Source organism: Pseudomonas sp. GW821-FHT03C07 (assembly GCF_059420925.1).
In genome coordinates, this window is sequence record NZ_JBWKUQ010000010.1 from 48810 (window position 1) to 68788 (window position 19979).

Sequence of the window (19979 nt, forward strand, 5' to 3'; positions counted from 1 at the left end):
CTGAGCTATAGCCCCTCATCGGTGAGGACGGGGCGAATCTTAAGGGCGTATCGGGGAGCTGTCAAACTTATTTTCAAACTTTTTGAAAATTTTTTGTCGGCATAACAACCACTTACCGCCCTGCCCCGGTAAAACCGGGGGGTAAAACGCCATCCCTGCACAAACAACAGATCCACAGAGCACGCGGTCTTGTGGGAGCGGAGCTTGCCCGCGAAGCTCTTGGCAGCCTTGAGGCCCCCTTCGCGGGCAAGCTCCGCTCCCACATGGTTCCACAGAAACAGGGCGGTCTCAGGCAATCGCGCCCAGCAGCTTTTCCCATTCCTTGTTTTCTTTCTTCGACACCCCGCCCAGCAGATCCAGGGCCTGGCGCAGACGGAAGCGCGTGAGGTCCGGGCCAAGGATTTCCATGGCATCGAGCACCGACACCGAACTGGCCTGCCCGGTAATCGCGGCAAACATCAGCGGCATGGCATCGCGCAACTTCAACTCCAGGGCGTCGACCACCGCCTGGATGGTCGCGGTGATGCTGTCCTTTTCCCACTGGCGCAGGCTCTCCAGCTTCCACAGGATCAACTGCATCAGCTTGCGCACGTCGTCAGCCGCGAGCTTCTTGTGCTCGAACAGCTTGGCATCCAGCGGCAGGCTGCCGGCGAAGAAGAAGTTCGCCAGCGGCGCGACCTGGCTGAAGGTCTCGACCCGGCCCTGGACCAGCGGCGCGATCTTCATCAGGTACTCGGGATTCAGCGCCCAGTTCTGCACGCGGCTGGCGAACTCTTCCAGCGGCAGGTCGCGCAGCCACTGGCCGTTGAGCCAGGACAGTTTCTCGATATCGAAGATCGGCCCACCCAGGGAAACGCGGGACAGGTCGAAGTGCTCGACCATTTCCGCCAGGGAGAACTTCTCGCGCTCGTCGGGCATCGACCAGCCCATGCGGCCCAGGTAGTTGAGCATGGCTTCAGGCATAAAGCCCATGCGCTCGTAGAAGGTCACCGAGGTCGGGTTCTTGCGTTTGGACAGCTTGCTCTTGTCCGGGTTGCGCAGCAGCGGCATGTAGCACAGCTGCGGCTGTTCCCAGCCGAAGTATTCGTAGAGCAGGATCAGCTTCGGCGCCGACGGCAGCCACTCTTCGCCACGCAACACGTGGGTGATGCCCATCAGGTGGTCGTCGACCACGTTGGCCAGGAAGTAGGTCGGCAGGCCATCGGTCTTCATCAGCACCTGCATGTCCATGCGGTCCCACGGGATCTCGACGTCGCCACGGAGCATGTCCGGCACCACGCAGACGCCTTCGCTCGGCACTTTCATGCGAATCACATGGGGCTCGCCGGCGGCCAGCCGCTGGGCCACTTCTTCCTTCGACAGCAACAGCGCACGGCCGTCGTAGCGCGGGGTCTCGCCGCGGGCCATCTGCTCGGCGCGCATCTGGTCCAGCTCTTCGGCGGTACAGAAGCACGGGAAAGCGTGGCCCATATCGACCAACTGCTGGGTGTATTTCTTGTAGATCTCGCTACGCTCGCTCTGCCGGTACGGACCGTGGGGACCGCCGACATCCGGGCCTTCGGCCCAGGTGATACCCAGCCAGTTGAGAGCATCGAAAATCTGCTGTTCGGACTCGCGGGTCGAGCGTAACTGATCGGTGTCTTCGATCCGCAGGATGAACTCACCGCCGTGCTGCTTGGCAAAGCAATAGTTGAACAAAGCGATATAGGCGGTGCCGACGTGGGGATCGCCGGTGGGCGATGGCGCGATGCGCGTGCGAACGGTGGTCATGGGCGGTCTCGAAGTGGAGATAAAACAAAGGGCGAATGGTAACAGGCACAGCCGTCCGGGCTCCAGCGCAGGGCATCTGGCAGAGGGCATATAAGCCAAGCTTCGGTCTAAAAAAGGCGCCAGGCCCCGAAAACCGGGCTTTCTCCGCGACTGGCATTTACCCATTGGGACTGCTGTGCCAGATTCGTCTACCGTAAAATTCACTTACACATTGATGTGTTGCTGCCCATGCCCTCCCAACTCAAGCGTCGACTGTCTATTTTCCTGTTCTTGGTCCTGTTGATCGCCCTGGGCTTTTTTGCCCAGTGGTTCTTCAAGGGGCGCTTTTATGAAAGCACCGATAACGCCTATGTCCAGGGCGAAATCACCCGGGTCTCCAGCCAGTTGGGCGCACGCATCGACCAGGTACTGGTGGCGGACAACCAGCATGTGGAGAAAGGCCAGTTGCTGGTGCGCCTCGAAGGCGCCGACTTCCAGCTCGCCGTCGACCGTGCCAACGCCACCCTCGCCACCCGCGAAGCCGAACGCTTGCAGGCCCAGAGCAAGCTGACCCAACAAGCCAGCCTGATCGCCGCCGCCGATGCCCAGGTCGCCTCCAGCCAGGCCAGCCTCGGTCGTTCGCAGCTCGATCTGAACCGCGCGCAGACCCTGCGCAAACCCGGCTACGTTTCGGAAGAACGGGTCACCACACTCTCCGCCGACAACCATATCGCCCGTTCGCAAGTGGCCAAGGCCCAGGCTGATCTGCAAGGCCAGCGCCAGCAGGTTACGGCCCTGAGTGCCGAGCTCAAGCGCCTCGACGCCCAGATCGCCAATGCCCGCGCCGACCTGGCCCAGGCCGAACTGAACCTGACCCGCTGCGAAATCCACGCGCCCATCAGCGGCCTGGTCGGCCAGCGCGCGGCACGCACCGGCCAGTACATACAGGCCGGAGCCTATCTACTGTCCATCGTCCCGGACCAGGACATCTGGGTCCAGGCCAACTTCAAGGAAACCCAGATCGGTCATATGCAGCCGGGCCAGAGCGCGACCCTGACCTTCGATGCTTATGAGGACACGCCGATCCAGGGTCAGGTCGAAAGCCTGTTCGCCGCTTCCGGCGCGCAGTTCAGCCTGTTGCCGCCGGACAACGCCACCGGCAATTTCACCAAGGTGGTGCAGCGCATCCCGGTCAAGCTGACCTTTGCCGCCGATAATCCGTTGCAGGGCAGAATCCGTCCGGGCATGTCGGTCACCGTCAAGGTCGATCTACGCGACGCCCAGCATGGCCGGTGATCAACTGATCCGACCGGTGGGCGAGCCGACCCGCCGGGACTGGATCGCGGTGATGAGCGTGATGCTCGGCGCCTTTATGGCGGTGCTCGATATCCAGATCACCAACTCTTCGCTCAAGGATATCCAGGGCGCCCTGTCGGCGACCCTGGAAGAAGGCTCGTGGATTTCAACCTCCTACCTGGTGGCGGAAATCATCATGATTCCCCTTACCGCCTGGCTGGTGCAATTGCTCTCGGCGCGACGCCTGGCGGTCTGGGTTTCGCTGGGTTTCCTCGGCTCGTCGCTGCTCTGTTCCATGGCCTGGAGCCTGGAAAGCATGATCGTGTTCCGCGCCATGCAGGGCTTCACCGGCGGCGCGCTGATCCCCCTGGCGTTCACCCTGACCCTGATCAAGCTGCCGGATCACCACCGCGCCAAGGGCATGGCCATGTTCGCCATGACCGCCACCTTCGCCCCGTCCATCGGTCCGACCATTGGCGGTTGGCTGACGGAAAACTGGGGCTGGCAGTACATCTTCTATATCAATATCCCGCCCGGCCTGATCATGATCGGCGGCCTGCTCTATGGCCTGGAAAAGAAAGAGGCCCATTGGGAACTGCTCAAGAGCACCGACTACGCCGGGATCGTCAGCCTCGGCATCGGCCTGGGTTGCCTGCAAGTGTTCCTCGAGGAAGGCCACCGCAAGGATTGGCTGGAGTCAAACCTGATCGTGACGCTGGGCAGTATCGCCCTGCTGAGCCTGATCACCTTCGTGATCCTGCAACTATCCAAGGCCAACCCGCTGATCAACCTGCGTATCCTGCAGAACCGCAACTTCGGCCTGTCCAGCATTGCCAGCCTGGGCATGGGCGTGGGTCTGTATGGCTCGATCTACCTGCTACCGCTGTACCTGGCGCAGATCCAGAACTACAACGCCCTGCAGATCGGCGAAGTGATCATGTGGATGGGGGTGCCGCAGCTGTTCCTGATTCCGCTGGTGCCCAAGCTGATGAAATTCATCTCACCGAAGCTGCTCTGCACCCTGGGTTTTGGCCTGTTCGGCCTGGCGAGTTTTTCTTCCGGAGTGCTCAACCCGGACTTTGCCGGCCAGCAGTTCAACCAGATCCAGATCATCCGCGCGCTGGGCCAGCCGCTGATCATGGTGACCATCTCGCTGATCGCCACCGCCTATATCCTGCCCCAGGACGCGGGGTCGGCGTCGAGCCTGTTCAACATCCTGCGCAACCTCGGCGGGGCCATCGGCATAGCCCTGCTCGCGACCTTGCTGGATGCGCGGACCAAGATCTATTTCGACTATCTGCGCGAGGCGATCGTGCCGGGTAATCCGCAGGTGGCCGAACGTCTGACGCTGCTTTCGGAGAGGCTCGGCAGCGACAGCGCGGCGCTGGGCAAGCTGAGCGAAATCACCCATCAGCAGGCATCGATCATGGCCTATAACGACGCCTTCCATTTTGTCGGGATCGCGCTGGGGATCAGCATGTTGGCGGTGCTGTTGACCAAGGCGCTGCCGGCGGGAATCAAGGCTGGGGAGGCGCATTGATCCTGCTGGCCTCTTCGCGGGCAAGCTCCGCTCCCACATTGTCCCGAGCAAGACTGGAGTGATATGTACAACACAGAGTCCGCGGGAGCGAAACCGGATTTTGTGCACAACACAGAACCTGTGGAATTCAGCTCCCACATTGTCCCGAGCAAGACTGGAGTGATATGTACAACACAGAGTCTGCGGGAGCGAAACCGGATTTTGTGCACAACACAGAACCTGTGGAATTCAGCTCCCACATTGTCCCGAGCAACGCTGGAGTGATATGTACAACACAGAACCTGTGGGAGCGGAGCTTGCCCGCGAAGAGGCCAGAGCGGTCAACACATGTCTAAAGCCAGATGGCATCCCACAACGGGTAGTCACCCACCCGCGTCACCAGGCCGGCTCGCAGTGGATTGGCCACTATGTAACGCGCCACAGACTGCAAATCTTCTTCCCGACGTATCGCCCGATCATGGAAACTGCTTTGCCAGAGTGCGCCCGTGCGTTGCAACCTTCGATTGATAGCATTGGTTGCCCGGGACTTGGTCCTACGCACCAAATCGCCAAGGCAGGTCCCTTGAAGCTCGATGAGCCAATGGAAATGATCGGGCATCACCACCCAAGCCAGGGAGCGTGCCAACTGTTCTTCCTCTGCATATCTGAAACTACGGACCAGTAGGCGTCCAAGATTGAAGTCTCTGAAGATGGGTTCACGTTTTCGGACCACCGCAGTCAGTAAATAAATACCACCAGACTCCGAATAGCGGCCCTTACGTAAATAGCAGGAGTTGAAACGAGTAGTCATCCTTGACCCTCTTGAAGCTGGAAAAGCTTGAAAATACAGGAGCCGGGTCAGGGAGCGGGTGGATCAATGACACTGAATATTTCGCGTGAGTCTGTTAACTCGTGGGTGCCTGTCCTGGCCCCTTCGCGGGCAAGCTCCGCTCCCACAGGTCCTGCGCTGTCCACAAAAACTCGCCCTGCTTACACAGCCCCTGTGCTCTCCACAAAAACTTGCCCTGCCCACAGCCCCTGGCTCTCCACAAAAACTTGCCCTGCCCACACAGCCCCTGTGTTCTCCATAAAAACTCGCCCTGCACGGTGCTCACTTCTCCAGCCTTACTCGGTGCAAAGTGGGAGCGGAGCTTGCCCGCGAAGGGGCCGGAACAGGCACCCCATAACTACACAGGCTGACCACTGCGCTCCCTGATCAACTCGATCAAAGCCCGCAACCCCGCCGGCACATGCCGGCGCCCGGGGTAATACAGTGACAAGCCACCGTAAGGCGGTGTCCACTCCTCCAGCACCGGCACCAGGGTACCCGCCGCCAGGTCGGCGGCGGCACTCCACTGCGAGCCATACGCCAAGCCCAGCCCGGCCCGCGCCGCCTCCAGTACCAGGGTCGACTCGTCCAGGGTCAGCACACCCTGTACATCAACCTCGCAGGACTCGCCACGGCGCTCGAACTCCCAGTGATAGATCCGCCCGCTGGGCAAACGCAGGCGGATGCAACGATGGTTCAACAGATCAGCCGGCGTCCGCGGCACCGGATGCCGGGAAAAATACTCCGGGCTGCCCAGCACCAACAGGCGCAACGGCAAGCCCAGGGGAATCGCGATCATGTCCTGGGGCACGCTTTCGGTCAGGCGAATCCCCGCATCGAAACCCTCGACGACAATATCGATCAACTTGCCCTCAGTGACGATATCCACCTTCATGTCCGGATAACGCCGCATGTACTCCAGGAACAAAGGCATCGCCTGCTTCACCGCACCCACCGCGCTGTTGATGCGCAAAGTACCCGTCGGCACATCGCCATGGTTACCGGCCTGCTCCATCGCCTCGCGAATGCTCGACAGCGCTGGCGCAATGCTCTCGACAAACTGCGCTCCAGCCTCGGACAGCGCCACGCTGCGGGTGGTGCGATTGAACAGACGCGCACCAATACGCGCCTCCAGCGCCGACACCGCATGGCTCAGCGCGGAGGTCGAAACATCCAGTTCGGTCGCCGCCGCACGAAAACTGCGATGCCGGGCCACGGCCAGCACCGCTTCCAACTCTGTCAGGCCTGATGTGCGCATTATCCCGGATCACTCATTAACCCATGCCGTTTCATCCGGCTTATCAGGCCAATCCTAGCCGCTTATCCTGACTCACACCACAGACACCCACCTCGGAGCAGCCATGCAACGCATCGACCATATCTATATCAATGGCGCCTTTGTCACCCCCCACGGCGAGGAGCTGTTCGACCTGTTCAACCCGGCAACCGGCCAGGTCATCGGCGAGGTGCGCCTGGCCGACGAACAGGATGCCCACGCCGCGATTGCCGCCGCCAAGGCCGCGTTCCCGGCGTTCTCCCGCACCACCAAGGCCGAACGTCTGGCCATGTTGCAGCGCATGCACGCGGCCATTGCCGCCCGGGAAGACCAGCTCAACGACGCCCTGATCGAGGAATACGGCGCCCCCGCCTCGCGCTCGCGCTGGATGGCCCAGCATGCCGCCAGCGTGCTACTGGAAGCAGCGAAGATCCTCGACAACTACGACTTCAAGCGCCGCGCCGGGACCGCCGAGGTGATCATGCAGCCGCTCGGCGTGGCCGGCCTGATCACTCCCTGGAACAACGACGCCGGATTTATCTGCGGCAAGCTCGCCGCCGCCCTGGCCGCCGGTTGTACCGCGGTGATCAAGCCCAGTGAAATGAGCGCGATCCAGACCCGTATCGTCACCGAGGCCCTGCACGCAGCCGACCTGCCGCCAGGACTGTTCAATATCGTCACCGGGCGCGGTGAAACCGTCGGCGCCACCCTCAGCAGTCATCCGGATATCGCGAAGATCTCCTTCACCGGCTCCACCCTGGTGGGCAAAAACATCCTGCGCAGCGCCGCCGAGACCCTCAAGCGCGTCACCCTGGAGCTGGGCGGTAAATCGCCAGTGGTGATCCTCGACGATGCCGATCTAAGCCAGGCCATTCCCCTGGCCTTGCAGGCCGGCTTTATGAACAGCGGCCAGGCGTGCATCGCCGGAACCCGGATACTGGTACCGGAGGAACGCCTGCATGAAGTCGAAGCCGCCGTGCTCCAGGCCATTGACGCGGTCAAGGCCGGTGATCCCCTTGATCCACAAACTACCGTCGGGCCGATGGTCAGCGAAAAACAATGGCAACGGGTGCAACGCTATATCCGTATCGGCATCGACGACGGCGCCCGCCTGCTGGTCGGTGGCGAAGGCCTGCCCCAAGGCGTGGACAAGGGCTGGTTCGTGCGTCCCACCGTATTCAGTGGCGTGACCAATGAAATGACCATCGCTCGCGAGGAAATCTTTGGGCCGGTGCTGTCGATCATCACCTACCGAGATCAGGAAGACGCCATCCGCATCGCCAATGACACGCCCTACGGCCTGCAGGCCTATGTGATGTCCACCGATGTCGAACGGGCCCGCCAGGTCGCCGACCGCCTCGAGGCCGGACGCGTGCTGATCAACACCCTGGCCCACGAGCCGGCGGCGCCTTTCGGCGGTTTCAAGCAGTCGGGCATCGGCCGCGAATACGGAACCTTCGGGCTCGAGGCGTTCCTCGAGCCGAAATCAATTCTGGGAGGAACTCATACTCAATAACCGGCTCACCCTCCCCCAGCAGAACCATGCCTGCCGGGGGCTAGCGTCCGTCCGTGACGGCTTAGCGCGCCAGCCACTGCTCGGCGGAAACCACCGTGGCATAGCCGAACGCCAGGGCAGCCATGAACGCCCCGTGCACATGGGCCGCCGGCACCGTCAGGCCATTGAACTCCAGGTCCCGCGAAGCACAGGCATCATGAATCAGCGTGACCTGGTAGCCCTGGTCAGCCGCCGCGCGGGTGATGGCGTCGATGCACAGGTGACTCATGCTGCCAACCACCACCAATTCCTTGATCTCATTGCGCTCCAGCACCGCGCTCAGTTCGGTGTCGCGAAATGAATTGACGAAATGCTTGAGTATCACCGGCTCGTCGGCGCGGTTGAGGACTTTGGCGTGCAGCCGTGCCCCCTCGGAACCCGGGACAAAGAACGGCGCATCGGCGCTGGCAAACTCATGGCGGACATGCACCACCAGGTCGCCCGCCTCACGCGCGGCGGCCAGAATCGCGGCGGCCTTGTCAGCGGCGGCGTCGGCGCCGTTCAGGGTCCATTTTCCACCTGGAAAATAATCATTCTGGATATCCACCAGGATCAGCGCTTGTACGGACATATCATCTTCCTCGATTGAGTGGTGCAGCGTTCGGTTGCTTTGCTTTACCGGATCAAGTATCCAGTTCCCACGGGGTTCCGGGGATTGGCCGGACCGACACTTTCGAGGGGAAAACTGACAATGGACGCGCCCACGGCCGCCATCGACCACACCACCACAGCCGCAGGGCGCAACGACAGCGCCGTGGCGGAGATCGGCCTGCTGCTCTATCCCGGTGCGCAGACCGCCGCCATCCACGGCCTGACCGACCTGTTCAGCGTGGCCAATCGCATGGTCGCCGAACACGGTGATGCTTCTCGGCTACTGCGCGTCAGCCATTGGACCACCAGCGCCACGGGCGATTCGATCGAACGCAGCTACGACAGCCAGCCGGGCACGGACGGCCACCCGGTCGCCGTGGTCATCCCCCCGTCGCTGGGCGATACCCCCTCGCCCGCGTCCTTGCAGCTCAGTGCCCACTGGGTTCGCGAACAACATCGCCACGGAGCGATCATCGGCTCCGTGTGCATGGGCGCCTTCGTGCTGGCGCAGACCGGCCTGCTCGACCAGCGTCCCGCCACCACCCATTGGAGTTCGGCCAAGGCCTTTTCCGCGCGCTACCCGCAGATACGGCTCGACACCGACAAACCGATCATCGACGACGGCGACCTGATCACCACCGCCGGGCTGATGGCCTGGGCCGAGCTGGGCATGCGCCTGGTCGAACGGCAGCTGGGACCGGGCATCGCCACCCGTACCGCGCGCTACCTGCTGATCGAACACCGTGACAACAGCGAATGCGCCGGCAACTTTGCGCCGATCCTGGGACACGGCGATGCCGCGATCCTCAAGGTCCAGCACTGGCTGCAAAGCAGCGGCGCGCTGGAGGCGAGCGTGAATGCCATGGCCGACAAGGCCGGCCTGGAAGAACGAACCTTCCTGCGCCGCTTTCGCGCCGCCACCGGCCTGCGCCCGACGGAGTACTGCCAGCACCTGCGAGTCGGCAAGGCACGGGAAATGCTTGAATTCACCAACGGCACCGTCGACCATATCGCCTGGACCGTGGGTTACCAGGATCCCGGTGCGTTCCGTTCGACCTTCAAGAAAATCACCGGTTTTTCTCCCAGTGATTACCGCGGTCGCTACGGTGTCAGGGCGACCTGAGCTCAACCACCGGCAGGGCGATGTCTTGTCGGTCACTCTTATTGATACGGCCCGGAGAAACACATGAGCAACGTGCTGCTGGTACTCGTGGAAACCGTCGACGACTACCTGCCGATCATCCAGAAGCACGGCTTCGAACTGATCCTGGCGCCGACCCAAGCCCTGCGCGCGCAAGCCATTGCCATCCATGGCGAGCGCATCAACGCCGTGCTGACCCGCGGCCCGCTGGGGTTGTTCGCCGATGAAATGGCCGCCCTGCCCAGGCTCGAGATCATCTGCGTGATCGGTGCCGGCTATGAACAGGTCGACCTGCACGCCGCCGCGCAACGCGGCATCGTCGTGACCAATGGCGCTGGCGCCAATGCCTCGTCCGTGGCCGACCACGCCATGGCCCTGCTGCTGTCGCTGGTGCGCGATATTCCCCGCGCCGATGCCTCGGTGCGGCGCGGCGAGTGGCGCAAGCTGATGCGCCCGTCCCTGGGCGGTAAACGCCTGGGCATCCTCGGCATGGGCGCGGTGGGCCTGGCGATTGCCCAGCGCGCGGCCCTGGGCTTTGGCATGACCGTGAGTTATCACAACCGGCGCCAGCGCACAGATGTCGATTACCACTATTGCGCCACGACCACCGAACTGGCGCTGGTCTCGGACTATCTGATCGTCGCCACGCCGGGCGGTGCCGGCACCCATGCCCTGATCGACCGGCAGACCCTTGAAGCCCTCGGCCCGCAAGGCTTCCTGGTCAACATTGCGCGCGCCAGCGTGGTGGTGACCAACGACCTGGTGGACGCGCTCCAGCAAGGCCGCCTCGCCGGCGCGGCGCTGGACGTGTTCGATGACGAGCCGAATGTGCCGGATGTCCTCAAGGGCCTGGACAATGTGGTGCTGACACCCCACGTGGCCGGCCTGTCGCCGGAAGCCTCCGAAGCCACGGTGACGCTGGTGGCCGAAAACCTGCTGGCGTATTTTTCCGGTAAGCCGGTGCTCACGCCGGTGGCTCTTCCCCGCTGATAAGCCACGAACCCATCAGTTATGATCGCCCCCCTCTCCAATCCTTGATGGACACCTCCCGCATGGAACGCACCGCTCGCCTGCTGCTTTTTGCCTGCTTGCTGTTGAGCCTCTCGCCCTTGACCTTTGCCGCCGAGGCCGCGGTGGATTGCGCCGCCCTGGATGAAAAGGCCAATGCCGAAGCCGGCAGCTACCGTCCGCCCGTCGAAGGCAAGGTCATCGGCCAGGGGCGGGCCTATTTTCACAGCGCCCCCAACAGCGCCTGTATCACCAGGAAAGTCTTCGTCGTTCCCGGCGACGGCCTCACGGTGTATGCCAGCACCGAGGACGGCTGGGCCCAGGTCATGTACATCGCCAAGAGCGGTGATGACTTCAGCGGCTGGGTCGAGGAAAACCGCGTCGAACTGGGCCAGCACTACGGCGGTGACCCGGCGCCCGAAGGCACCCCGGAGCAATAAGTCCCTCCGTTCCCACAGGTTCTCTGGTGCATTTCAGATTGAATGTCCTTTTCAATCGCCTCGATAGCTTGGGCCCCGTGCGCCAAACGTCTAAGCTGGCACTTCCCGCCCGTTGTCCTGGAACGCCGTGTGAAATTCAGCCTGCCGAAAGTTGCCACCGCCCCCTTTTGCCCCTCTGAAGTAAACGGCACGATTGCCGTCGATCGCGGCGCGCCATTCTTCAAGCGGGCCCTGCGCTTTACCGGTCCCGGCCTGCTGATTTCCATCGGCTATATGGACCCGGGCAACTGGGCCACGGCGATCGAGGCCGGCTCGCGTTACGGCTACAGCCTGTTATTCGTGGTGCTGTTGGCGAGCCTCGCCGGCATGGCGGTGCAGTGCCTTTGCTCGCGCCTGGGAATTGCCACCGGCCGCGACCTGGCGCAGCTCTGTCGCGAGCGCTACAGCCCGCGCTCGGCCATGCTCCAGTGGCTGCTGGCGGAAATCTCGATCATCGCCACCGACCTGGCCGAAGTCCTCGGTTGTGCCCTGGCCTTTCATCTGCTGCTGGGCTGCTCGCTGACCTTCGGCATTGTCCTGACGGCGTTCGACACCTTGCTGATCCTGGCCCTGCAGAATCGCGGTTTCCGGCGCCTGGAAGCCATCATGCTGGTGCTGGTGGCGACCATCGGCGTGTGTTTTTTCATTGAACTGGTGTTGATCAAACCTTACTGGCCAGACGTGTTCCAGGGCTTCAAGCCGTCTCTCTCGGCCATCGGCGAGGCCGCGCCGCTGTACCTGGCCATCGGCATTCTCGGGGCCACGGTGATGCCCCATAACCTCTATCTGCACACCTCGGTGGTACAGACCCGGCTGATCGGAACGGACCTGGCCAGCCGCCGGGACGCCGTGCAACTGGCGCGAATCGACACCCTCGGCTCGCTGGCCCTGGCCTTGCTGGTCAATGCGGCGATCCTGATCCTGGCCGCGGCGGCCTTTCATCAGAGTGGGCATACCGCGGTGGTGGAGATCCAGGACGCCTACCACCTGCTCGATCCGCTGGTGGGCGGCGCTTTCGCCAGTACTCTGTTCGGCATCGCGCTGCTGGCGTCCGGACAGAGTTCGACGTTTACCGGCACCATCGCCGGCCAGGTGATCATGGAAGGCTACCTGAACCTGAAGATTCCCTGCTGGCAGCGCCGACTGATCACTCGTGGCCTGGCGCTGATCCCAGCCTTTATCGGGGTTTGGATGATGGGCGAAGGCGCGGTGGGTAAATTGCTGGTGCTGAGCCAGGTGGTGCTGAGCCTGCAATTGCCCTTTGCGCTGTACCCGTTGATCCGCATGACCAGCGATGAGCGCTTGATGGGGCCTTTCGTCAATCGCTGGTACACCAAGGCATTGGCCTGGGGTTTGTTCGTGGTGATCAGCGGCGCCAATGCCTGGCTGATCGTGCAACTGTTCGGTGCTGGATGAAGCAATGACGTCAACCCATGTCGCTTCCCGTCAAGCGGCCACGGCTGACCGCCCTAGACTCTTGAACATCATCCGCCGGGATCAGGAGTCCAGCATGAATAGCGCCACCGAACGCCGCGCCGCCGAGGCGTCATCCGCACCGGCGCGGTTGCGCCGGGAGCTGGCTTGCGCCTTTCGCTGGGCCGCACGGTTGGGGCTGCACGAGTCGATTGCCAACCACTTCAGCGTGGCGGTGTCGGCGGATGGCCGGGAGTTCCTGATCAACCCCTATGGCCGGCATTTCTCGCGGATCAAGGCCAGCGAACTGTTGCTGGTCAATGCCGACGATCCGTCGAGCCTGACGGGCCCGAACGCCCCGGATATCACCGCCTCGGCCTTGCACGGCGCGCTACACCGCAACCGGCCCCATGCCCGTTGCATCCTGCACACCCATTCGAAATATGCGACCGCGCTGGCGTGCCTGGCGGATTCAAGCCTGCCGCCTATCGAGCAGAATTCCATGCGCTTTTTCGAGCGCGTGGCAATCGATGAAGGGTTCGATGGCATGGGCCTGGGTGACGAGGCCGAGCGCGTCAGCAGACTGCTGGCGGACAAGCCGATCCTGTTGATGGGTAATCACGGCCTGTTGGTGGCCGCCCCCAGCGTGGCTCAGGCTTTCGATGATTTGTATTACTTCGAGCGGGCGTGCGAGGTGTATATCACCGCCTTGTCGACGGGACGGCCATTGCGTATCGCCAACGACGAAGTGGCGCGCAAGACCGCGCGGCAATGGCTGGACTATCCGGGGTTTGCCGAGAAGCATTTTGCGGCATTGCTGGAGATTCTCGAGGAGGAGGAGCCGGAGTTCGCCCACTAAACCGTGGGAGCCAGCTTGCTGGCGATGCGCACGCCGCGGTGTTGCAGGCAGACCGCGTTATCGTTCATCGTCAGCAAGCCGGCTCCTACACGGATCGGGGGCAACCGGGTGGATAGGTATTATTCCTCAAGCGGTTCTCGGCTCAGCGGCTGGCGCATCACCGGTGCACTGAATACCTGGCTGCGGTCCTCGCTTGGTGGACAACCGAAACGTGCCCGGTAGGTACGGGAGAAATGCTCCAGCGAACCGAACCCGGAACAGGCCGCGACCTGGGCCACGCTCAGGCGGGTCTGCTGCAACAGGTTATGGGCCCGCGCCAGACGCAGGCTCATATAGTACTTGAGCGGTGACAAGCCGGTGTGCTGCTTGAACTGGCGCTCCAGTTGGCGCTGGGACAAGCCGACCTTGGCCGCAATCGCCTCGCAGTCCAGCGGCTCCTCCAGCGCCTGCTCCATCAACTGCACCGCACGGCGCATCTTGGCGCTGGACAGCCGGGTACTCGCCAGGCCGTCCTCGAGCTGATTGTCCAGCGGTTGGCGCACGCGCCCCATCAGCAAGTGCATGGCAATCTCGCGGGCCAGGTCGCTGTCCACGCTCTGCCCCAACCAACTGATCATCATGTCCAGGGTCGAAGTGGCACCGGCACAGGTCAGGCGCTGACGCTCCAGGGTATAGAGCTGGGTCCGCGCCTTCACCCGCGGGTAACTTTCCTGGAAGCCCTGCCAGTTGTCCCAGTGCACCGCCGCCTCATAGCCGTCCAGCACGCCGGCGGCGGCCAGCAGTTCGGTGCCGGTTTCCACCCCTATCAACACCGCGCCGAACAGCGCCTGCTTGCGCAGCCAGCTCTTCAGCGACTGATTGCGGCTGTGCTTGTGCACATCGAAACTGGCGATCACCAGGCAAGCGTCAAAGCCCTGTTCGACGTCGGGACTACCGGCGACCATCGTGCTCAAACCGTTACTGGCGGGCACCGGCTGAGCGTCGAGGGACAGCAGGGTCCATTCGAACAGCGGACGCTGGGTCAGCCAGTTGGCAATCGCCAGCGGTTCGATGACCGCCGCCAGACCCAGGTGGGAGAACGACGGCAACAGCAATACGGCAACACGCAAGGGCACGGCATCGGCACGGCGCCAGTCGGCTGGCTGAGTACTGGTTTGCGGGTTCATCGCTAGCCTCTTTGGTGGGCTCTACGGTTGATTTTCAGTGCAGGGATCTCCCACGCCCCCTTGTGGGAGCTGGCTTGCCGGCGATGAGGCCCTTGAGTTGCGGTGCCCTCAATGACGCTATGGCCAGCAAGCCGGCTCCTACAAGGTTGCGTGGTGGTTTCACTATATCGGACCGCAGCCTCAACGCTGTTCAGTTTGCCAGTGCGGATGTATCCACACCGGCACCCGCGCAGTCGGCAAAGGCACCCGCCCACGAATCAAGTCGCTGGCCTTCTCCGCGATCATCACCGTCGGCGCATTGGTGTTGCCGCTGACGATCACCGGCATGATCGAGGCATCCACTACCCGCAAGCCTTCCACGCCATGGACCCGCAACTGTGGATCGACCACCGCCTCGGGATCGTCGCCCGGGCCCATTTTGCAGGTACCGCTGGCATGGTAGCCGGTTTCCGTGACGCCCCGGGCCCAGGCGTCAAGTTCCGCATCGCTTTGCGCCTGGGCACCGGGCACCAGCTCTTCCCCCGCGAACGCCGCCATCGCCGGTTGCCCGATGATTTCCCGCACCAACCGCGCCCCCGCACGCATATCGGCACGGTCCTGTTCGGTACTGAGGTAATTGAACAGGATCCGCGGCGGCCGGCGCGGATCACGGCTGGCAAGGGTGACCCGGCCCAGGCTGCTGGGGCGCATCAGGTCGATATGCACCTGGAACGCATGGGCCGGCACCAGGTCGACGCTGCCGGGCTTGACCGCCAGGGGCATGAAGGTCAGTTGCAGGTCCGGATGCTCGACCCCGGCCCGCGAGCGGATAAACGCCCCGGCCTCGAAGTGATTGCTGGCCGCCAGGCCATCGTGGCTGACAAACCAACGGGCACCGATCCACCATTTGCCCGGCGCGGTGGTCCAGGGGTAAAGCGACACCGGCTTCTTGCACAGGTACTGCACCACGGCGTCGGGATGATCGTTGAGACGCCTGCCGACACCCGGCAGATCATGCCGAACTGTCAGCCCGAGGTCGCGCAGCTCCGAAGCCGGGCCGATGCCGGACAACAGCAACAACTGCGGCGAGTTGATCGCCCCCGCTGTGAGCAGCACCTCACGTCGGGCCCGAGCCTGCCAGACATGGCCGTTCTGCTCGTACTCCAGGCCACAGGCGCGGTTGCCCTTGAACAGGATCCGCAGCGCCAGGGCACCGGTGGCCACCTGAACATTGCCGCGCAGCAAGGCCTCGCGCAGATAGCCTTTGGCGGTACTCCAGCGCTTGCCGCCACGGGTGGTACGGTCCACCGGGCCGAAGCCTTCCTGGCGATAGCCATTGAGGTCGTTGCTCGGCGCATAACCAGCCTCGACCCCAGCCTCGACGAACGCGGCACACAGCGGCGTGCCGATATCCCCCGGGGTGACGTGCAAATGCCCCTGGGCGCCGCGATAGGTATCCGGCCCCTCGGCATGGGCCTGGGCGCGGATAAAGTACGGCAGCACCTCCTGGTAACTCCAGCCGCCGCAGCCCTGCGCGGCCCACTGGTCGTAATCGCGGGCGTGACCACGGATATAGACCATGCCATTGATCGACGACGAGCCGCCCAGGGTGCGCCCGCGTGGTGTGCCGATCCGCCGCCCGTCGAGCCCGGGTTCGGGCTCGGACAGGTAGCTCCAGTTATAGCGGTTGCCACCGACGACAATGCCCACCGCCGACGGCATGTCGATGGTCCAGCTGTTGTCGGCGGGCCCGGCCTCCAGCAGCAGGATGCGCACCTGCGGGTCTTCACCGAGGCGATGGGCCAGGACACAACCGGCCGAGCCGGCACCGACAATCAGGTAATCGAATTCGTCTTCGGACATGACCGGGCGTACTCCGTCGCAAGGTTCAGGCGAGCAGCGGCGCTGCCCGCCCCGGGGCGTTTCAGCGTTCGTTGCGGCCGTGAATACCCTGGAACACCAGCCGATGAAAGTGATGCACCAGGTGCTCGCTTTCGTTGCTGCGCTGGGCGTCGATCATGTAGCGCCCCTGGTCGTAGCCCAGGGAGCGCAGGCCCTTCTGCACCGAGATATTCAGCGCGATGTCCTCGGGGCCCAGGTCCTCGTTCATCCACTTCATGCAGGCGCTGCTGACCTCGGCCGTGCTGGCGTTGGCGGAGTAGTAACCGAAACGCAGCAGCGAGCGCTCGGCATCCAGCGGAATCATCATGAACGAGCCGAGGAACTCGGAAAACGGGAAGGTGTAGAAGGTGTTGTTCGGCCACAGGCCGATATTGAAAAAGCACTCCTCGGGGTTCGGGTCGCTGCGCAGTTTCACCCCATAGGCCTCGGTGGCGGCAAGATTGGCCGGCGCGGCGTAGGTCCACCAGTTGTCGCGCCGGGTCAACTGGTAGCCCTTGAAGTCGATCAGTTTGGCCAGGTCGATATGGCACGGACCGGACAGCTTGAAGTGATAGCCCTCGATGGAGTTGTCCATGATCACTTTCCAGTTGGCCGGCACGATCACGTCCTGTTCCTCGATCAGTTGCATGCGCTCCAGGTCGGGGAAGACCCGACGCATCTCCTCGTCGACCCCGGGAAACAACTCGCGCAACGACGCTGCCTCGGGATCCAGGTTGAAGTAGATGAAACCACCCAGCGCCTCGGTCCGCACCTTGGGAATATTGAACTGCCGCACCTCGAAGTTCTTCATGCGCTCGCAACGCGGTGCGCTGCGCAGGCTGCCGTCCATCTCGTAGCACCAGGAGTGATAGGCACAACGCATCACCCCGCCGGTGGTGCCACGACGCTGTTCGAGCAAACGGTTGCCGCGGTGCTGGCAGACATTATGGAAAGCATGGATCTGCCCTTCCCGATTGCAGGCCACCACGATGCTCTGGTCGAACAGGTCGCAGACCACGTACTGCCCGGGCTGGGCGAACTCGTTCTGGTGCCCGGCAACGTGCCAGGCGCGCATGAAAATATTGTCGCGTTCGGCCTGGAACAGCCCCGCGTCGAAAAAATACCGCGACGGCAAGGTGAAGGCTTCTTCGGGATCCTGCTGATCCCAGCCTTCGACCCGGGATTGTTGTTTCTGGATATGAATAGGTTGCATGGAGGTACTCCTCGACCAGGTTTGCGCACTCGGTTCGGCTGCCGGCGTTGGAACCTAATCTAGAGCAGCCTCCCAGGCCGGGATTGATGGAAAACGACTCGTTGCACAGGAAAAACATCAATGGCTATCGACAGCCACCTTCCGGCAAACCTCATCACAAAAAGCGGTGAACTTGCGGGAAAAGTCCCACAAAGCAGCTGTCAGGACTCAACTAGGGTGAAGAGCAGACACATATTCCCTCTTTAAATCTATACGTGAGTAGCGTACAAATAATGAATGCTTTGTTTATCGAACTACCGCCCTTCGAGCGTCATCGCAGAGCCTACCTGGGCGACGAGGCGTTTCACTGTTTTCAACTCGCCTTGTTGCGCAACCCTGAAGCCGGTGAGGTCATCCAGGGTACCGGTGGGCTACGCAAGGTCCGCTGCATGGACATGAAGCGGCAAAAAGGTAAACGGGGCGGCATCCGGGTGATCTATTACAAGTGGCCGCAAGGTTCCCAGTTCTGGCTGTTCACCCTGTACGACAAAGACCAGCAGGACGACTTGAGCTCGCCGCAGAAGGGAATCCTGAAGCGGCTCCCGAGCACAGAGATAGAGGCGAGAAACCATCATGAAGCGTGACATTTTTGCAGAACTGGTCGAGGGCTTCGACGCCCTGGCCGATGACCGCCGGGGCAAGGTCACCCTGCGCACCCACAAGGTTCAGTTGAACAAGCTGCAACCGATCAGCGCCGAGGAGCTGGTGGCGATCCGGACCCAGCTGAAGCTGTCACGGGCGGTGTTCGCCCTGTACCTGCGCACCAACACCCGGACCCTGGAAAACTGGGAACAGGGCCGGGCCCGGCCCAATGCCCAGGCCACCACGCTGATCCGGCTGGTGGAGAAGTACCCTGAAACCGTGGAGCGCCTGGCGTCCCTGGCCTGAGGCGACGGGTGAGCTTGCCGTGCGGCACCGTCCCGTCGCTCCACTGCCCTTTTGCGCATAACTGCTGTTCCCATTGAGGCCTTAATCCCCATCGACGGGCTTCGTATAGTGAGCGCTCTGCGCCCATAACCACAACGTCGAGAGGCCCGAGCATGAACCGTCAACAGCCAATGATCGCCAGCACCGAACTGTCCGCCTGTGAACAGGACGCCGAGTACTTCGAATACAGCAAGGCCGCCAACCCGATCAGCGCCGGATTGATCTCGCGCATCCCCTATCAGAGCTTTCCCGCCTCGCTCTACAACAGCGGACCCTCGCGGCTCGTACCGCTGGACCTGAGCCAGGCTCTGGGCTGCGAAGGTCCGGCCACCGGCCCTGGACTGTGCGCGAACTTCATCCGGCTGAATGCCGGTGACTCGCTGACCCTGCACCCCAACGCCACCTCCCAAGTGCTTTATGTGATTGCAGGGCATGGCCGCCTGGTTCAGGGCGAGGCCCGGTTCGAGTGGGACAAAGGCTGCTTTATCGCCCTGCCCGGCCGCCAGGCGGTCGAACTGGCCGCCAGCGCGGACAGCCGCTTCTACTACGTGCATGACGAGCCGCTGCTGCGCTACCTTGGTGTCCGCAGCCAGGAAGACCGCTTCAGTGCCACCCTGTACCCGGCGCAAACCGCCAATGCCAAACTGCGCGAAGCCGCCGACGACCCACGCGCCCAGGACCGCAGTCGGATCAGCATCCTGCTGGGCAATCGGCACTTCCCCCAGACCCGTACCGTGACCCATGTGCTCTGGGCAATGTACGGCATTCTGCCGCCGGGCTCGGTACAGAAACCCCATCGTCACCAGTCGATCGCCCTGGACTTCATCATCGACTGTCCGCCCGGTTGCTACAGCCTGGTGGGCACCGAGGTCGACGAGCACGGCCAGATCCGCAACCCGACCCGGGTCGACTGGGCGCCCGGGCTGGCGTTCGTCACACCGCCGGGCTACTGGCACGCACACTACAACGAATCGGACCGCGAAGCCTTCCTGATTCCGATCCAGGATGCCGGCCTGCAGACCTACCTGCGTGCCCTCGACATTCGCTTCAGTTGAGCAG

The 19979-nt window shown here is 62.8% G+C and carries 18 protein-coding genes and 1 tRNA gene (1 of these 19 only partly in view); 11 read left to right on the forward strand and 8 right to left on the reverse strand.

Going from position 1 to position 19979, the window contains the following annotated elements; all coding sequences use genetic code 11:
* Both AC07VG_RS19570 and gltX read right to left on the reverse strand, forming a co-directional pair.
* Positions 1 to 15, reverse strand: a tRNA-Ala gene (locus AC07VG_RS19570) (it extends 161 nt beyond the left edge of the window).
* A 273-nt stretch (positions 16 to 288) separates the two neighbouring features.
* Positions 289 to 1770, reverse strand: a complete 1482-nt coding sequence (gltX, locus tag AC07VG_RS19575; protein ID WP_495002619.1) for a glutamate--tRNA ligase — start codon at positions 1768 to 1770, stop codon at positions 289 to 291.
* A 228-nt stretch (positions 1771 to 1998) separates the two neighbouring features.
* Here gltX and AC07VG_RS19580 point away from each other — a divergent pair, with 228 nt between their 5' ends.
* Positions 1999 to 3045, forward strand: coding sequence for an HlyD family secretion protein (locus AC07VG_RS19580; protein ID WP_495002620.1), 1047 nt, complete (start codon positions 1999 to 2001; stop codon positions 3043 to 3045).
* A complete protein-coding gene (locus AC07VG_RS19585; protein WP_495002621.1) occupies positions 3035 to 4585 on the forward strand; it encodes an MDR family MFS transporter in 1551 nt (516 codons plus the stop codon). The genes AC07VG_RS19580 and AC07VG_RS19585 overlap by 11 nt, the downstream gene beginning before the upstream one ends.
* A 331-nt stretch (positions 4586 to 4916) precedes the next feature.
* Here AC07VG_RS19585 and AC07VG_RS19590 read toward each other — a convergent pair whose 3' ends face one another.
* Together AC07VG_RS19590 and AC07VG_RS19595 are read right to left on the reverse strand one after the other, a co-directional pair.
* Entirely contained in the window at positions 4917 to 5375 is a 459-nt protein-coding gene (locus tag AC07VG_RS19590) for an REP-associated tyrosine transposase (RefSeq protein WP_495021712.1), read from the reverse strand.
* A gap of 376 nt (positions 5376 to 5751) precedes the next feature.
* Positions 5752 to 6651: a LysR family transcriptional regulator gene (locus tag AC07VG_RS19595; protein ID WP_495002623.1), complete on the reverse strand. Its 900-nt coding sequence runs from the start codon at positions 6649 to 6651 to the stop codon at positions 5752 to 5754.
* Positions 6652 to 6754: 103 nt separating this feature from the next.
* Between AC07VG_RS19595 and AC07VG_RS19600 the strand changes: the two genes are divergently transcribed.
* Complete coding sequence (locus AC07VG_RS19600) at positions 6755 to 8185, forward strand: aldehyde dehydrogenase family protein (protein WP_495021713.1); 1431 nt, start codon at positions 6755 to 6757, stop codon at positions 8183 to 8185.
* Positions 8186 to 8246: 61 nt separating this feature from the next.
* Here AC07VG_RS19600 and AC07VG_RS19605 read toward each other — a convergent pair whose 3' ends face one another.
* The gene (locus AC07VG_RS19605) at positions 8247 to 8795 is read right to left on the reverse strand and encodes a cysteine hydrolase family protein (protein WP_495002625.1); all 549 of its coding nucleotides are present in this window, start codon (positions 8793 to 8795) and stop codon (positions 8247 to 8249) included.
* A 120-nt stretch (positions 8796 to 8915) separates the two neighbouring features.
* On the opposite strand from AC07VG_RS19605, the gene AC07VG_RS19610 reads away from it, so the two are divergent.
* From AC07VG_RS19610 to AC07VG_RS19630, 5 genes are all read left to right on the forward strand, one after another.
* A complete protein-coding gene (locus AC07VG_RS19610) occupies positions 8916 to 9938 on the forward strand; it encodes a GlxA family transcriptional regulator (protein WP_495002626.1) in 1023 nt (340 codons plus the stop codon).
* Positions 9939 to 10001: 63 nt separating this feature from the next.
* Positions 10002 to 10946 carry a 2-hydroxyacid dehydrogenase gene (locus AC07VG_RS19615; RefSeq protein ID WP_495002627.1) on the forward strand — a complete coding sequence of 315 codons (945 nt, stop codon included), beginning with the start codon at positions 10002 to 10004 and terminating at the stop codon, positions 10944 to 10946.
* A 62-nt stretch (positions 10947 to 11008) separates the two neighbouring features.
* Positions 11009 to 11404 carry a hypothetical protein gene (locus AC07VG_RS19620; protein WP_495021714.1) on the forward strand — a complete coding sequence of 132 codons (396 nt, stop codon included), beginning with the start codon at positions 11009 to 11011 and terminating at the stop codon, positions 11402 to 11404.
* A 129-nt stretch (positions 11405 to 11533) separates the two neighbouring features.
* The gene (locus AC07VG_RS19625) at positions 11534 to 12859 is read left to right on the forward strand and encodes an Nramp family divalent metal transporter (RefSeq protein ID WP_495021715.1); all 1326 of its coding nucleotides are present in this window, start codon (positions 11534 to 11536) and stop codon (positions 12857 to 12859) included.
* A 94-nt stretch (positions 12860 to 12953) separates the two neighbouring features.
* The gene (locus AC07VG_RS19630) at positions 12954 to 13715 is read left to right on the forward strand and encodes a class II aldolase and adducin N-terminal domain-containing protein (protein ID WP_495021716.1); all 762 of its coding nucleotides are present in this window, start codon (positions 12954 to 12956) and stop codon (positions 13713 to 13715) included.
* A gap of 119 nt (positions 13716 to 13834) precedes the next feature.
* Here AC07VG_RS19630 and AC07VG_RS19635 read toward each other — a convergent pair whose 3' ends face one another.
* From AC07VG_RS19635 to AC07VG_RS19645, 3 genes are all read right to left on the reverse strand, one after another.
* Complete coding sequence (locus tag AC07VG_RS19635) at positions 13835 to 14881, reverse strand: GlxA family transcriptional regulator (protein ID WP_495002631.1); 1047 nt, start codon at positions 14879 to 14881, stop codon at positions 13835 to 13837.
* Positions 14882 to 15061: 180 nt separating this feature from the next.
* Positions 15062 to 16723, reverse strand: coding sequence for a choline dehydrogenase (locus AC07VG_RS19640; protein WP_495002632.1), 1662 nt, complete (start codon positions 16721 to 16723; stop codon positions 15062 to 15064).
* 61 nt (positions 16724 to 16784) lie between these two features.
* Positions 16785 to 17954 (reverse strand): aromatic ring-hydroxylating oxygenase subunit alpha, encoded by a 1170-nt coding sequence (locus AC07VG_RS19645; protein ID WP_495002633.1) that lies wholly within the window; start codon positions 17952 to 17954, stop codon positions 16785 to 16787.
* Positions 17955 to 18226: 272 nt separating this feature from the next.
* Between AC07VG_RS19645 and AC07VG_RS19650 the strand changes: the two genes are divergently transcribed.
* From AC07VG_RS19650 to AC07VG_RS19660, 3 genes are all read left to right on the forward strand, one after another.
* The gene (locus AC07VG_RS19650) at positions 18227 to 18577 is read left to right on the forward strand and encodes a toxin (RefSeq protein ID WP_495021717.1); all 351 of its coding nucleotides are present in this window, start codon (positions 18227 to 18229) and stop codon (positions 18575 to 18577) included.
* Positions 18567 to 18881 (forward strand): helix-turn-helix domain-containing protein, encoded by a 315-nt coding sequence (locus tag AC07VG_RS19655; protein ID WP_495002635.1) that lies wholly within the window; start codon positions 18567 to 18569, stop codon positions 18879 to 18881. The genes AC07VG_RS19650 and AC07VG_RS19655 overlap by 11 nt, the downstream gene beginning before the upstream one ends.
* Positions 18882 to 19033: 152 nt before the next feature.
* The gene (locus AC07VG_RS19660) at positions 19034 to 19975 is read left to right on the forward strand and encodes a cupin (protein ID WP_495021718.1); all 942 of its coding nucleotides are present in this window, start codon (positions 19034 to 19036) and stop codon (positions 19973 to 19975) included.
* Positions 19976 to 19979 lie beyond the last annotated feature (4 nt).

Bases quoted from the DNA above. Each gene is read 5' to 3' on its own strand.
- gltX (WP_495002619.1), bottom strand. From the start codon at position 1,770: ATGACCACCGTTCGCACGCGCATCGCGCCATCGCCCACCGGCGATCCC.
- AC07VG_RS19580 (WP_495002620.1), top strand. From the start codon at position 1,999: ATGCCCTCCCAACTCAAGCGTCGACTGTCTATTTTCCTGTTCTTGGTC.
- AC07VG_RS19585 (WP_495002621.1), top strand. From the start codon at position 3,035: ATGGCCGGTGATCAACTGATCCGACCGGTGGGCGAGCCGACCCGCCGG.
- AC07VG_RS19590 (WP_495021712.1), bottom strand. From the start codon at position 5,375: ATGACTACTCGTTTCAACTCCTGCTATTTACGTAAGGGCCGCTATTCG.
- AC07VG_RS19595 (WP_495002623.1), bottom strand. From the start codon at position 6,651: ATGCGCACATCAGGCCTGACAGAGTTGGAAGCGGTGCTGGCCGTGGCC.
- AC07VG_RS19600 (WP_495021713.1), top strand. From the start codon at position 6,755: ATGCAACGCATCGACCATATCTATATCAATGGCGCCTTTGTCACCCCC.
- AC07VG_RS19605 (WP_495002625.1), bottom strand. From the start codon at position 8,795: ATGTCCGTACAAGCGCTGATCCTGGTGGATATCCAGAATGATTATTTT.
- AC07VG_RS19610 (WP_495002626.1), top strand. From the start codon at position 8,916: ATGGACGCGCCCACGGCCGCCATCGACCACACCACCACAGCCGCAGGG.
- AC07VG_RS19615 (WP_495002627.1), top strand. From the start codon at position 10,002: ATGAGCAACGTGCTGCTGGTACTCGTGGAAACCGTCGACGACTACCTG.
- AC07VG_RS19620 (WP_495021714.1), top strand. From the start codon at position 11,009: ATGGAACGCACCGCTCGCCTGCTGCTTTTTGCCTGCTTGCTGTTGAGC.
- AC07VG_RS19630 (WP_495021716.1), top strand. From the start codon at position 12,954: ATGAATAGCGCCACCGAACGCCGCGCCGCCGAGGCGTCATCCGCACCG.
- AC07VG_RS19635 (WP_495002631.1), bottom strand. From the start codon at position 14,881: ATGAACCCGCAAACCAGTACTCAGCCAGCCGACTGGCGCCGTGCCGAT.
- AC07VG_RS19640 (WP_495002632.1), bottom strand. From the start codon at position 16,723: ATGTCCGAAGACGAATTCGATTACCTGATTGTCGGTGCCGGCTCGGCC.
- AC07VG_RS19645 (WP_495002633.1), bottom strand. From the start codon at position 17,954: ATGCAACCTATTCATATCCAGAAACAACAATCCCGGGTCGAAGGCTGG.
- AC07VG_RS19650 (WP_495021717.1), top strand. From the start codon at position 18,227: ATGAATGCTTTGTTTATCGAACTACCGCCCTTCGAGCGTCATCGCAGA.
- AC07VG_RS19655 (WP_495002635.1), top strand. From the start codon at position 18,567: ATGAAGCGTGACATTTTTGCAGAACTGGTCGAGGGCTTCGACGCCCTG.
- AC07VG_RS19660 (WP_495021718.1), top strand. From the start codon at position 19,034: ATGAACCGTCAACAGCCAATGATCGCCAGCACCGAACTGTCCGCCTGT.